Origin of the sequence: Gordonia sp. JH63, from assembly GCF_009856645.1 — a bacterium.
Taxonomy (GTDB): Bacteria; Actinomycetota; Actinomycetes; order Mycobacteriales; family Mycobacteriaceae; genus Gordonia; species Gordonia hongkongensis.
Genome location: NZ_CP047235.1, coordinates 522,364 through 535,000 on the forward strand (window position 1 = coordinate 522,364; position 12,637 = coordinate 535,000).

The following is a 12,637-nucleotide window of genomic DNA, read 5'->3' on the forward strand; positions in this document are numbered from 1 at the left end:
ACGAAGGGGCTGGCTGGCGTGGCACGTCACCAGGCCCGTCGAGGCTCGTCGACCTCGACGCGCTCCTTCGTCGCTTGCCCGTCCCGGCGGCTTGCGCTCCTCGCGCCTCAGGGAGCAGAGGGTTCGTTACCGACGCCGTCCGGCGGCGAGGCGTTCCCGGCGGAGCCGATCGACCTCGGGGAGGTCAAGCGGGGCAAGGGATTCGACGCCGAGCGCGGTGGCCAGGAGGTGGTCGGCGAGTTCGGGGTTGCGGGCCAGTGCCGGACCGTGCATGTACGTGCCGATGACACTGCCCTGGACGACGCCCTCGGTGCCGTCGCCCACACCGTTGCCGACGCCGTGCCGTACCCGGCCCAGTGGGGCCGCGTCGGACCCGAGAGTTGTTCCGCCGCGGTGGTTCTCGAAACCGGTGAGGGGCTGGGACAGCCCTGGCAGAGTCGGATCGATGAGCAATTCGCCGATACTCCGCTCCGCCTGGGGCGCCGTCGTGAGATCGAACAGGGAGATGCCGTCGACACGTTCGCCCGCCGATGTCTCGTACCAGTGGCCGAGCACCTGGATGGCGGCGCAGATGGCCAGCACCGGCCGTCCGGCCGCCGCCGCCTGCTGCAGACCCGGGTAGCGCGTGAGGTGCCGGGTGGCGAGCCGCTGCGCGTAATCCTCGGCGCCACCGAGGGTGTAGACGTCGAGCGAGTCGGGGACCGGATCGTCGAGGGTGATGTGGATGACCTCGGCGTCGATGCCACGCATCAGTGCACGGCGCTTCAGGACGAGGGCGTTCCCACCGTCCCCGTAGGTACCCATGACGTCGGGCAGGACGAGGCCGATCCGCAGGGTCGATTCGCTCACTGCTCTGCCTTCCGCGATCGTGCTGCGCGTTCCAGGGCGGTGCCGAGATCGCGGAACGCCGTGTAGTTCGCCAGGACCTCGACGCGTCCCGGCGGACAGGATGCGATGGCGGCCATGGGATCCGGGATGGTGGTGTGTTCGGCGCCCGCGTAGAGCAGCCGGACCGACAGGTCGGCGGCGCGCTCGCCGGCCGCGACGACCTGCATGGTCTCGAACGCCTCAAAGCGCACGTCCCACAACCAGGACAGGTCCTCGCCGTCGGGCACCTGGCCGTTGACCGCGATCACCAGCCCGTCGGCGTCCTGGTCGATCATCGACATCGCTTCTTGCCACCCGGCCGGGTTCTTCGCGAGAAGTGTTCGGACCGAGTGGTTTCCGACCTGGTGGATGCCGTACCGGCCGGCGACCTCGCCGACGGTGCCGACGGCGGCCACCGCGTTGCGCGGGTCGGCGCCCATCGCGACGGCCGCGGCCACCGCCTGCGTCGCGTTGCCGCGGTTGGCCCTGCCCGGCACCGCGAGCTCCAGGGGAGCGCTGAAACCGTCGGGGCCGTAGATGTTCTCGTCGTCGAACCACCAGTCGGGGGTGGGGCGGCGGAAGTTGTCGTCGCCGGTCGACCGCCACCCCTCCTCGGAACGGACGATCGGCTCGCCGGTACGGGGGCAGCTGACGGAATCGCCGACCCAGCTCGCGCCGGCCGCGACCCAGACCACGTCCGGGGCGTCGAAGGCGGCCGACGTCACCAGGACGTCGTCGCAGTTGGCGATCACCGTGGTCTCGGGATGACGTGCGATGCCTTCACGCAGCCGACGCTCGATCATGTTGATCTCCCCAACTCGGTCGAGCTGATCCCGGGAGAGGTTGAGCATCACGAGGACCTCGGGGTCGACGGCGTCGCTGACGTGCGGGACGTGCAGTTCGTCGACCTCGAGCGCGCAGAACGGCGCCGTGCGGCTCAGGGTCAGCGTCGCGATGATGCCGGCGTCCATGTTGGCGCCGTCGGCCTGGGTGGCGACCTCGCCGAGTTCGGCCATCGCGGCCGCGGTCATCCGTGTGGTCGTCGACTTTCCGTTGGTGCCGGTGACGATCGCGGTGCGTTTGCCCGCGGCGAGCCGACCCATGATCTGGGGGTCGATCTTCGCGGCGACCAGACCGCCGATCATCGACCCCTTGCCTCGTCCCGCGGTGCGCGACGCCCACCGGGCCGCGGCCGCAGCGCCCAGGGCGACGGCGGTACGGGCGGGAACACGGGTGTTCGTGCGGGTTGCGGAACCGGCGGAAGAGAGTCGGTCGGGCATGCGCACGAGTGTGTCACAGGCCGATCCGACGGGAGTGGTCGTGCCGTGCGCCGACGCCGCGTAGGCTCGGCGGCTGTGAGTCGCGACACCCATCTGCGCCTGTCCCTGCCCGCCCGAGTGCAACGCGGACTGTTGCTCGCCGTCGCACGAATCCCGGCCGGCGCGTTGGCCGTTCTGGGGCGACGGGCACCGGTCAACTCCGACGGTGAGCGGGTCGCCCCCGAACTCGCCGCGATCGGCTGGGCCAACGACAACGTGCCCGGGCTGAACCCCTTCCAGGGCGAGGTGGCGCAGTCGCGCGCGCAGACCGACGAGGTCGGCGCCGCCATGGCCGAGGCGCTGCCGCCCATGGCGGTGGAAGAGGACCTCGTCATCGACGGACCCGCCGGCCCGATCCCGGCCACCCGGTACCGCTCCACCACCGACTCGGCCGGGCTGCTCGTCTACTTCCACGGCGGCGGCTTCGTCACCGGCAGCCGGATCAGCCACGACACCTTCGTCCGGCGTCTGGCACATGGCACCGGCCTCGACGTGCTCTCCGTCGACTACCGGTTGGCCCCCGACGCCCCGTTCCCCGCGGCCGTCGAGGACGCGGTGGCGGCGTGGCGCTTCGCTGTCGAGGTGGCGCCGCGGTGGGGTCTCGATCCGGCGCGGATCGTCGTCGCCGGTGACAGCGCGGGCGGAAATCTCGCGACCGTCGTCGCCCGGGAGGTCCGTGGCGAAGCGGTCACCCCGGCTTTCCAGCTGCTCATCTACCCGGTGACCGACCAGGCCGCCGACACACCCTCGCGCCGGGAGTTCGCGTCGGGGTACTTCCTCACCGCCGACGGCATCGACTGGTTCACCGATCGCTACCTGCCCGACGCCGCGCAGCGGAGCGACCCGCGCTGCTCGCCACTGCTTGCCGACGATCTCAGCGGTCTCCCGCCCGCGCATGTCATGGTCGCCGGCTTCGACCCGCTGCGTGACGAGGGCCTCGCGTACGCGCGCAGGCTCGAGGAGGCCGGCGTGCCGGTCACGGTCCGGCGAGAGGGCGCGATGATCCACGGGTTCGTCAACATGACCTTGATCAGTCCGGGGGCCCGGGCCGCGGTCGACCGTCTGTGCGCGGTGGTGCGCGAGGCCCTTCCGTCGGCCGGGTCCAGCTCAGCCGCCTGAGCGCACCGGTGTTCGGGCGCCCTCCCGAGCGCCCGTCACCGCCGACACGGAATCGGCCGGCGTCTGCGTGGCACCTGGAACGGTCGGGCGCCTACGGGTTCGCGGCCGGGCCATCACCCCGGCAGCGCACCCCGCGACGACGATGACCGCACCGACGATCTCCCCGACGCTGGGGACTTCGCCGAGAACGAAGAATGCTGCCGAGATCCCAACCACGGGCACGAGCAGCGACATCGGCGAGACCCGGCTCGCGTCGTTGCGTCCCAGAAGGGTGGTCCACAGACCCGCACCGATGACGGTGCCGAAGATCGCGAGGTAGGCGAGTCCGCCCAGCGCACGCAGTCCGCTCTCGGTACCGAGCGTGGCGAGCGCGTCGAAGCCGGCGGACGGTCCCTCGACGATGAGGCTCACCGCATACAGCGGCGGAGTGGCGACGACGGCCATCCACAACGTCATCCGCAAGGAGTCGTCGGGACGGGCGAGTCTGCCCCCGATGTTGCCCGCTGCCCAGCTCAGACCACCGAGCACGGTGAGACCGATCGGGAGCAGAGCGGCCACGCCGAGGTCGCTGCCGCGCATCCGGTCGATCGCGATGACCGCCATGCCGAGGACCGCGACCGCCAGGCCGAGGATCTGTCCGGTCGTCATCCGTTCGCGGAGGAACAGCACGCCGAGCATGACCGTGAAGGGCGCCGAGGTCTGGAGGACCAGCGAGGCGAGCCCGGTCGGCATGCCCAGATCCATGGCCCGGAACAGCATGATGAACTGCACGCTGCCGAAGCCGGCGACGTACAGCAGGAACCACTTCAGGCGCACCTTCGGGAACCGCACGAACAACATGACCGGTATCGCCATCACCGCGAATCGCATCGCGGCGAGGAAGAACGGCGGGAAGTGGTCCAGCCCGACTCGGATCGCGATGAAGTTCAGTCCCCAGAGCAGGACGACGAACAACGCGAGGAGGCGATCACGAGTGGACATGGCCCCATCGTCGGCGTGGACGATGTGAAGGACAATCGAATTTAACCGGAATAACTATTCAGTTTTCCTGAACAGTTATCCCTGTGCCGCGGCGACCTTCGCCCGCACGTCATCCATGTCGAGCCCCTCGACGGCGCCGATCAGTTCCTCGAGCTGAGCCGCAGGTAGTGCACCGGGCTGGTTGAAGACCAGGATCCCGTCCCGGAATGCCATGAGCGTCGGGATGGAACGGATTCCGAGACTGCCGGCGAGCTGCTGCTCGGCCTCGGTGTCGATCTTGCCGAACACGATGTCGGAGTGTGCTTCGGAGGCCTTCTCGAAGACGGGCGCGAACTGCCGGCACGGGCCGCACCAGCCGGCCCAGAAGTCGAGGAGGACGATGCCGTCCGAGGCGATGGTGTCCTCGAAGGTTTCCAGGGTGATGTCTTGTGATGCCATGCCCCCACCAACGGATCGGACCGCTCGGACATTCCACCCCGAGGGTCATGCCGTGACCCACGGCACCGCCTGACGACGACGTGGGCCTGAGTACCGTTGTCGCATGGAAGTCCGGCGTCTGCGGCTGCTGCGGGAATTCGCCGACCGGGAGTCGATCGGCGCGGTCGCCGAGGCGATGCACATGACCCCGTCGGCGGTGTCGCAACAGCTGAAGGTCCTGGCAGAGGAGGCCGGTGTCGCGTTGTTCGAACCCGATGGCCGCCGAATCCGATTGACCGAGGCGGGGCGTGCGCTCGTACTGCGCGCCGATGACGTGATCGCGGCGGTGGATCGGGCGCAGGAGGAGATGTCGTCGTATCGGTCGGGCAAGACCCGGGTCCGCCTGGCGATGTTCCCGTCCGGTGCGACCCTGCTGCTGCCGGCGGTCCTGGAGCGGGCCACCGCATCGGGCATCGACGTACACGCGGTCCACCTCGACGTCGGATACCACGACGCGGCACCGGCTCTCGCCGATCACGACGTCGTGGTCACCCACCGCGACGAACGGACCCCGGCGATCAACATCCCGCGGGTCCGCGTCACCGAGTTGATGCGTGAACCCGTCGACGTGATCGTCGCCGCCGGCAGCGAACTCGCCGTGCGCGACCAGGTCGCGGTCGCCGAACTCGCCGACCACGACTGGATCAGCGTCGAGGGCGGCTTCCCGGTCGACGATGTGCTGCAATCGATCTCGGCGGCGACCGGGGTGGCGCCCCGGGTGACACAGCGGATGCTGGACTTCACCACCATCGAGGCGCTCGTGGCCCACGGCCACGGCATCGCGCTGATGCCGCGTTTCGCGGTCCGGCACCCGGAGGTGAAACGACTGGTGCTCAAAGGAGTTCGCGCCGCACGGGTCTACGAGGCGCTGGCCCGGCCGCGTTCGCGGGCGGCCGTGCAGCAGGTCGTCGATCACCTGCGTGCGGTGGGTGCCGAACAGGGCTGACGGCCCGACGCCACCTGAGCGGGCCCGGATACGCCGACAGCCCGGGGCGTGTGCCCCGGGTTGTCGGTGATCGATCGCTGGACTCAGACGCCGAGGCTCTTGCCGACGATGTCCTTCATGATCTCGGTGGTGCCACCGAAGATCGTCTGGATACGAGCGTCGGTGTAGGCGCGGGCAACCCGGTACTCGTTCATGTAGCCGTAGCCGCCGTGCAGCTGGAGGCAGCTGTCGATGACCCGCTTGGCGAGCTCGGTACACCACCACTTGTTCTTCGAGGCGTCGACGGCGTTCAGTTCACCATCGAGTACGCCCTGCAGGCAGCGGTCGATGTAGACCTCGGCGATGTCGAGCTCGGTCGCCATCTCGGCGAGGCTGAAGCGGTTCGCCTGGAAGGTGCCGATCGGACGGCCGAAGGCCTTGCGGTCCTTGGTGTACTGCAGGGTCTCGTCGAAGATCGCACGCGCACCGGCGATGGCGCCGATGCCGATCGACAGCCGCTCCGACGGCAGGTTCTGCATGAGGTGGTAGAAGCCCATGCCCTCCTGGCCGAGCAGGTTCTCGACCGGGACGCGCACGTCGTTGAAGTGCAGCTCGGCGGTGTCCTGGGCCTTGAGGCCCATCTTGTCGAGCTTGCGACCGCGCTCGAAGCCCTCCATGCCGCGCTCGACGACGAGCAGCGAGAACGCCTTGTGGCCCGCCTCGGGATCGGGGTTGGTCCGGCAGACCACGACCACGAGGTCGGAGTTGATGCCCGACGAGATGAACGTCTTGTTGCCGTTCAGGACATAGTGATCGCCCTCGAGCTTGGCCGAGGTCTTGATGCCCGCCAGGTCGGAGCCCGCGCCCGGCTCGGTCATCGCGACGGCGAGGATCGTCTCGCCGGTGGCGATCCCGGGCATCCAGCGCTTCTTCTGCTCGTCGTTGGCGAGATGCACGAAGTACGGTGCGACGACGTCGTTCTGCAGGCTGAGGCCGGGTGCCGCGCCGTCGAACTTCGCGAACTCCTCGACCACCACGGCGTTGAACCGGAAGTCGTCCATGGCACCGCCGCCGCCGTACTCCTCGGGGATGTTGAATCCGAGAAGACCTGCGTCACCGGCCTTCTTGAATGCGATGCGATCGACCTGACCGGCTCGCGTCCACTCCTCGGTGTACGGGGCGCATTCGCGCTGCAGGAACTGCCGCGCGGTTTCCCGCAGGGCCTCGTGCTCGTCTTCGAAGATGGTGCGTTTCATGGCTTCTGCCTTTCTGCTCTACTCGATCGTCGTTCAGGAGTTGTCGGTCGGTCAGTTGTCGTTCTGGTCGGCGTCGCGCGCGCCGACGACGCGCAGTGAGAGCAGCGCATACGACGCCGCGACCTCGGCCGGTGTCCGGGCACCCGAGGGGCGGTACCAGGTGGTGATCGCCTGGCATGCGCCGAACAGGTAGCGCAGCACGTCTTTCACGTCGTCGTCGAAGTGGAACTCACCGGATTCGACGCCACGCTCGATGACACTGGCGAGCAGCTCCTCGGTCTCGGTCCGCATCGCGACGTAGGTCTCCCGTCGCGGATCCTCGACGTCGAGGTGGCGGAACTCGCTTGCCACGCTGGCGAGTTCGACGTCGTTGGTCATGTGCAGGACGATCGACTCGATCGCGTTGGACAGCTGCTCGCTCGGCGTCCGTCCGGACTCGATGGCCGCACCCACCCACGCGAGCACAGCGGTCATCGCCGCCTCGAGCAGTTCGACCAGGATCCCCAGCTTGTTGTCGTGGTGGTAGTACAGCGTCGGCAGCGACACCCCCGCTCGCGAGGCGATGTCGCGGATCGAGGTGCCGTGGTAACCGCGTTCATAGAACGCGTGTTTCGCCGCGACGAGAGTGGCCGGCAGCGGAACCTGTTCGCGCAGCCGCCAGTCCAGACCGTCGGTCTCGATCGTGAATTTCCGGGCGGGAACCGCCCGGGCCGGCTCAGACACGTTCGATGATGGTGGCGTTGGCCATGCCCGCGCCCTCGCACATGGTCTGCAGGCCGTACCGGCCACCGGTCGCCTCGAGATGGTTGACGAGCGTGCCCAGCAGGCGGGTGCCCGACGATCCGAGCGCGTGGCCCAGCGCGATCGCGCCGCCCCGCGGGTTCAGCTTGGCCGGGTCGGCGCCGAACTCGTGGGCCCAGGCCAGGGGCACGGAGGCGAAGGCTTCGTTGACCTCGTAGGCGTCGATGTCGTCGATGGACAGTCCCGAGCGCGCGAGGATCTTGTGCGTGGCCGGGATGGGAGCGGTCAGCATGAAGATCGGATCGTCGCCGGCGACCGAGAACGAGTGGAACCGTGCGCGGGGGGTCAGGCCCAGCTTCGAGGCCATGACGTCACTCATGATCAGTGCGCCCGACGCGCCGTCGGTCAGCGGCGACGAGTTACCGGGGGTGATGTGCCAGTTGATCTCCGGGAAGCGAGCCGCGAAGTCCTCGCTGTAGAACGACGGCTTCAGGCCCGACAAGCCCTCGGGGGTGGTCGCGCGCACCGTCTCGTCGGTCTTGTGCGTGAACGTCGTGCCGTCGGCGTCAGCGACGTCGATGGGCAGGATCTCGCGATCGAAGAAGCCCTCGCCGGCCGCCGCGGCGGCACGCTGGTGGGACTGCGCGGCGAAGGCGTCGAGCGTGTCGCGGTCGAACTTCCACTTGGCGGCGACCAGTTCAGCGGAGATGCCCTGTCCGACAAGTCCATCCGGGTACCGTGCTTCGATGCTCGGGCCGTAGGGGCTGCGCCCGGCGGTGGTGAAGCCCATCGGGACGCGACTCATCGATTCCACGCCGGCGGCGATCACCACGTCGTAGGCGCCGGCGATGATGCCCTGCGCGGCGAAGTGGGCGGCCTGCTGGCTCGATCCGCACTGCCGGTCGACGGTGGTGGCGGGTACGGATTCGGGGAAGCCGGCGGACAGCAGCGCGGTCCGCGAGATGTTCAGGGCCTGCTCGCCGGCCTGACCGACGCAGCCGCCGATCACGTCGTCGACGAGTGCCGGATCGAGGTCGTTGCGCTCGACCAGGGAGCGCAGCACATGCGCGAGGAGCTCGACGGGCTTGGTCTCCGACAGCGAGCCACCGGGCTTGCCCTTTCCGGACGCGAGGCGGACGACGTCGACGATGACGGCTTCGGGCATGAGGGTTCCTCTCGGGAGCGGGTCACGGCGCAGCGCACCGCTTCGCGCGGCGTACTTTATCTAACGATCGTTATACCGGTCTAGCACGCGCCCGGCAGGGGAATCAACAACACTGGCCGCGGAAATGCGCGAAGCCCCCACCCGACAGGTCGGATGGGGGCAGATGTCGCGGTGGGTCAGATGGTGCCTTTGTCCGGCTGACCTGCAGGAACGGCGGTGAAGGTCCGGACGTCCAGCGGTCCGGAAAGCAGGCCCCCGATCGCCTTGCCGAGCGCGGTGAGCGCCGGAGCGGAGCCGTGCGTCGCCAGGGCCTCCGTGGATTCCCAGCGCTCGATCATCACCAGGTCGGTCGAGTCGCCGGTGGCCTCGTGCAACGCGTACTTCCCGCATCCCGGCTCGCCGTGGACTTCGGGGATCGCGGCGAGCAGGGCCTCCCGCACGGCCTGTTCCTCGCCGGGTTTGGGGGAGATGGTGGCGACGACGATGACTTCCGACATGAGAGTTCTCCGTTCGCGGTGGGGCTTGGTGTGTGTCTCGACTACTCGTCGGGATGTCCCTCGGGCATCGGACACCCCGGTGACGTTAGGTCAGCGAGTCGTCGCGATGTGGCGGTTTCGGCACCCCGCGCAGAAACGAGGCCGAATTTCGCCAACGGACGACCTCGTCTGCGACCGGATCCGTCGGCATCGTCCTGTCAGCGTTGCGACTGATGGTTTCCGATGCAACGCGCGGACTTCGGCGTCCAGTTCGCCGACATCAGGCCGATGATCGGTCGGCGGCGGCGCGACGCCGCTGCGAGGCGACCGTCAAAGACGAAGGGGTGTATCCGATGTCGGTGCATCCGATGTTGGTTCCCGGCGTGGCGATCTCGTCAATACGGTCCAGCACCTCGTCGGTGAGTACCGTATCTGCGGCGGCCAACAGATCGTCGAGTTGCTCGGTGGTCCGTGGGCCGATGATGGCCGCGGTGACGGCCGGGTGCGTGGTGACGAAACTCAGCGCCATGTGGGTCATCGAGATCCCGGCGGACGCGGCGACATCCGCTAGTTTCTCCACCGCGGCGTACTTGTCCGGATCGGTCATGTGCCGCGGCCCCCACTGAGCCCGGCTCGGCGAGTCGGCCCCGTTCTGACCATCGCGGTACTTCCCGGTGAGCAGGCCCCACGCCAAGGGACTCCAGGTGATCACCCCCATTCCGTAACGCTCGCAGACCGGGAGGACGTCCCGTTCGATCTCGCGAGAGAGGATGGAGTAGCTCGGCTGCTCGGTCCGGAGTCGCACGAGGCCGCGTCGTTCGCTGGCCCACTGGGCTTCGACGATGTCGGAGGCAAGGAAGCTCGATGAGCCGACGGCGCGAACCTTGCCGCTGGTGACCAAGTCGGAGAGCGCCGACAGAGTTTCTTCCAGGTCCGTCGCCGGGTCGAAGTGGTGAATCTGGTAGAGATCGATGTGGTCGACCTGCAGCCTGCGCAATGACTCCTCGACGGCAGTGATGATCCACCGCCGCGAAGCTCCTCGCCTGTTCGGATCCTCTCCCATCTGGCCGCTGAATTTTGTTGCGAGGACGACGTCGTCGCGCCGGCCTTTGAGGGCTTTGCCGACGATGGTCTCGGTCTCGGAGTAGCCGTACACGTCAGCGGTATCGACAAAGTTGATGCCCGCGTCGAGTGCGCGACGGATGATGCGGTGACAGTCGTCGGGATCTGCGTTGCCTGCGGGGCCGAACATCATTGTGCCGAGGCAATAGCGGCTGACGTGAATGCCGGTCCGGCCGAGGCTTCCTGTTTTCACGGAATTCTCCCGTTCCTTGGTGTTCGCTGGTTCGTGTCACTGCCACACGGCGAGGATGCTGCTCGCCACGACGGTGCAGACGACAAAATAGGCGCGTTGATGAAGGTGTAGAGAGCGGCCGCGGGATATTCGGATCGATGGCGACAGTGAGGGTCTGCGCGACCAGGTAGCCGATAGCGGCCGAAGACGATCCGTTGCCGAACGCGTCAATGGCTCCTTTGCGTGAATGTGGTGTGGAGTGTGGCTGGCGCCGCGAGGCGGGCGGTGAGCCCGCCCGCTTCGCGGCCGGCTCGAACGACTGTCCAGTCGGCCGGGCGGAGGTCTGACCAGGGGCCGGATCAGGAGGTGGTGACGCCCACGCTCCAGGTGACGCCGAAGCGGTCGGTGAGCATGCCGAAGCCGGCGCTCCACTCGGACGCCGCCAGCGGCTCGACGATGGTGGCGCTGTCGCCGAGCTTGTCCCAATAGACCTGCGCCTCATCGAGGGTGTCTGCGTTGATCGAGACGAACAACGCCTGATCGGTCAGAGTGGTGTTGTTCTCTCGGCGTGTCGAAGTGCCGCCAATGACGGTGCCGCCCTGCTCGCCGGGGATGTCGTAACCCATGATGCGGAACCCGTTCTCGGCGACCACAAGCCCGAAGACCACCTTGTCGGCTCCCGGGAGTTCCTGCGACAACCCGAATTCGCCGTAGGTGTTGATGACGCTGTGTCCGCCGAAGACAGACTGGTAGAAGTCGAGCGCCGCGCGGGCGTCTCCACGAAAGTTCAGATGCGTGGTGGTCTGGATGCTCATTCGTGCTCCTCGTGTTGGTTCCCGCCATCGGTGGCAGTGGTTACTCAGGCCCGGGGCGGTTCCGGTGGCCCGGTGAAACCACAGTCCCAACCGTGTAGGACGGGATCAGTCCTAGACTCGGCATAGGGTTCGAACTGTGACGACGACGACAACGCGACTTCTGACTCTTCTCTCGCTGCTACAGACTCGGCGCGAATGGTCGGGCTCGTTGCTCGCCGAGAGACTGGGTATCAGCGACCGGACCGTCCGGCGCGACATCGATCGACTTCGCGAGATGGGGTACTCGATCCAGGCAAGCATGGGCCCCGACGGCGGCTACCGCCTCGTACCGGGAGAAGACCTTCCCCCACTGCTGTTCGATGACGACCAGACCATCGCTGTCGCCGTGGCCCTGCACACCGCGTCTACCTCCGGCGCAGGGATCGAGGAGGGAGCCACCCGCGCCCTCGCGACAATCCGCCAAGTCCTGCCGTCACGTCTCCGGCACCGGTTGGACGCCCTCGATGTCACCGCGATCAGCGATCTCCCCGGCACCAGCACACCGATGGACGTGTCACCCGACACCCTTGTCACGCTCACCAACACGATCCGCGCGCAGGAGGTGCTCCGCTTCGACTACCTGCCCCGCGGCGCCCTGCCAGTAGACGACTCAACGACACCACCGAGGCGCGTCGAGCCCCATCACATCGCCACCTCGTACGGGCGCTGGTACCTCCTCGGGTGGGACCTCGACCGCGCCGACTGGCGACTGTTCAGCGTCGACCGAGTCCTGCCACGCGCACCGACGGGTCCTCGCTTCACCCCGCGCGAGGTCCCCGGCGGCAACGTCCACGAGTTCGTTTCCGCACGCTTCAAAGGGCAAGACGTCAATGAGTGGCCGTGTCGAGGCACTGTCATCCTCGACCTGCCGGCCCGGGACGTCCTTCCCTTCGCCGGAGACGGAGCGGTTCGTGTCATCGCCGAGAACAGGTGCAGTTTGGAGATCGGATCCTGGTCGTGGGGGGCGCTGGCCGCCTCGTTCGGTCGTTTCGAAACGGCCATGGAAGTCGTCGAGCCTCCCGAACTCATCGCTGCGTTCGCCACCCTCGCCGAGCGGTATCGCTTGACGGCTCAGACCGGCACCGCTCCGCCCGCCAATTGAGTACCGGGGGTGAGCCGGTGACCAAATTGATGCCTGTGCCGATCTGATCGGAGGGTTCTGG

Annotated in this window: 13 protein-coding genes; 3 read left to right on the forward strand and 10 right to left on the reverse strand. The window is 67.9% G+C overall.

What is annotated here, in order from left to right; translation table 11 throughout:
- Positions 1-126: 126 nt before the first annotated feature.
- Both GR168_RS02290 and GR168_RS02295 read right to left on the reverse strand, forming a co-directional pair.
- On the reverse strand, positions 127-849 hold the full coding sequence (locus GR168_RS02290; RefSeq protein WP_159369903.1) for a type 1 glutamine amidotransferase: 723 nt from the start codon (positions 847-849) through the stop codon (positions 127-129).
- A complete protein-coding gene (locus GR168_RS02295; RefSeq protein WP_065632082.1) occupies positions 846-2,147 on the reverse strand; it encodes a MurT ligase domain-containing protein in 1,302 nt (433 codons plus the stop codon). The genes GR168_RS02290 and GR168_RS02295 overlap by 4 nt, the downstream gene beginning before the upstream one ends.
- A gap of 75 nt (positions 2,148-2,222) precedes the next feature.
- Between GR168_RS02295 and GR168_RS02300 the strand changes: the two genes are divergently transcribed.
- Positions 2,223-3,305, forward strand: a complete 1,083-nt coding sequence (locus GR168_RS02300) for an alpha/beta hydrolase (RefSeq protein ID WP_159369904.1) — start codon at positions 2,223-2,225, stop codon at positions 3,303-3,305.
- Here the strand turns inward: GR168_RS02300 and GR168_RS02305 are convergent.
- Complete coding sequence (locus GR168_RS02305; RefSeq protein ID WP_159369905.1) at positions 3,294-4,286, reverse strand: EamA family transporter; 993 nt, start codon at positions 4,284-4,286, stop codon at positions 3,294-3,296. The two genes, GR168_RS02300 and GR168_RS02305, sit on opposite strands and share 12 nt — an antisense overlap.
- 75 nt (positions 4,287-4,361) lie before the next feature.
- Positions 4,362-4,724, reverse strand: a complete 363-nt coding sequence (trxA, locus tag GR168_RS02310) for a thioredoxin (protein ID WP_159369906.1) — start codon at positions 4,722-4,724, stop codon at positions 4,362-4,364.
- Between the two features lie 103 nt (positions 4,725-4,827).
- Here trxA and GR168_RS02315 point away from each other — a divergent pair, with 103 nt between their 5' ends.
- Positions 4,828-5,709 carry a LysR family transcriptional regulator gene (locus tag GR168_RS02315; RefSeq protein WP_137808664.1) on the forward strand — a complete coding sequence of 294 codons (882 nt, stop codon included), beginning with the start codon at positions 4,828-4,830 and terminating at the stop codon, positions 5,707-5,709.
- A gap of 83 nt (positions 5,710-5,792) precedes the next feature.
- Here GR168_RS02315 and GR168_RS02320 read toward each other — a convergent pair whose 3' ends face one another.
- From GR168_RS02320 to GR168_RS02345, 6 genes are all read right to left on the reverse strand, one after another.
- Positions 5,793-6,944, reverse strand: coding sequence for an acyl-CoA dehydrogenase family protein (locus GR168_RS02320; protein WP_058251055.1), 1,152 nt, complete (start codon positions 6,942-6,944; stop codon positions 5,793-5,795).
- A gap of 51 nt (positions 6,945-6,995) precedes the next feature.
- Positions 6,996-7,667, reverse strand: a complete 672-nt coding sequence (locus tag GR168_RS02325) for a TetR/AcrR family transcriptional regulator (RefSeq protein ID WP_058251056.1) — start codon at positions 7,665-7,667, stop codon at positions 6,996-6,998.
- Positions 7,660-8,850: an acetyl-CoA C-acyltransferase gene (locus GR168_RS02330; protein ID WP_159369907.1), complete on the reverse strand. Its 1,191-nt coding sequence runs from the start codon at positions 8,848-8,850 to the stop codon at positions 7,660-7,662. Before GR168_RS02330 ends, GR168_RS02325 begins: the two co-directional genes overlap by 8 nt.
- A gap of 176 nt (positions 8,851-9,026) precedes the next feature.
- Positions 9,027-9,347, reverse strand: coding sequence for a putative quinol monooxygenase (locus GR168_RS02335; RefSeq protein ID WP_159369908.1), 321 nt, complete (start codon positions 9,345-9,347; stop codon positions 9,027-9,029).
- Between the two features lie 259 nt (positions 9,348-9,606).
- On the reverse strand, positions 9,607-10,641 hold the full coding sequence (locus GR168_RS02340) for an aldo/keto reductase (protein WP_159369909.1): 1,035 nt from the start codon (positions 10,639-10,641) through the stop codon (positions 9,607-9,609).
- Positions 10,642-10,979: 338 nt separating this feature from the next.
- A complete protein-coding gene (locus GR168_RS02345; RefSeq protein ID WP_159369910.1) occupies positions 10,980-11,435 on the reverse strand; it encodes a VOC family protein in 456 nt (151 codons plus the stop codon).
- Between the two features lie 136 nt (positions 11,436-11,571).
- Here GR168_RS02345 and GR168_RS02350 point away from each other — a divergent pair, with 136 nt between their 5' ends.
- Positions 11,572-12,576, forward strand: coding sequence for a WYL domain-containing protein (locus tag GR168_RS02350; protein WP_159369911.1), 1,005 nt, complete (start codon positions 11,572-11,574; stop codon positions 12,574-12,576).
- Positions 12,577-12,637 lie beyond the last annotated feature (61 nt).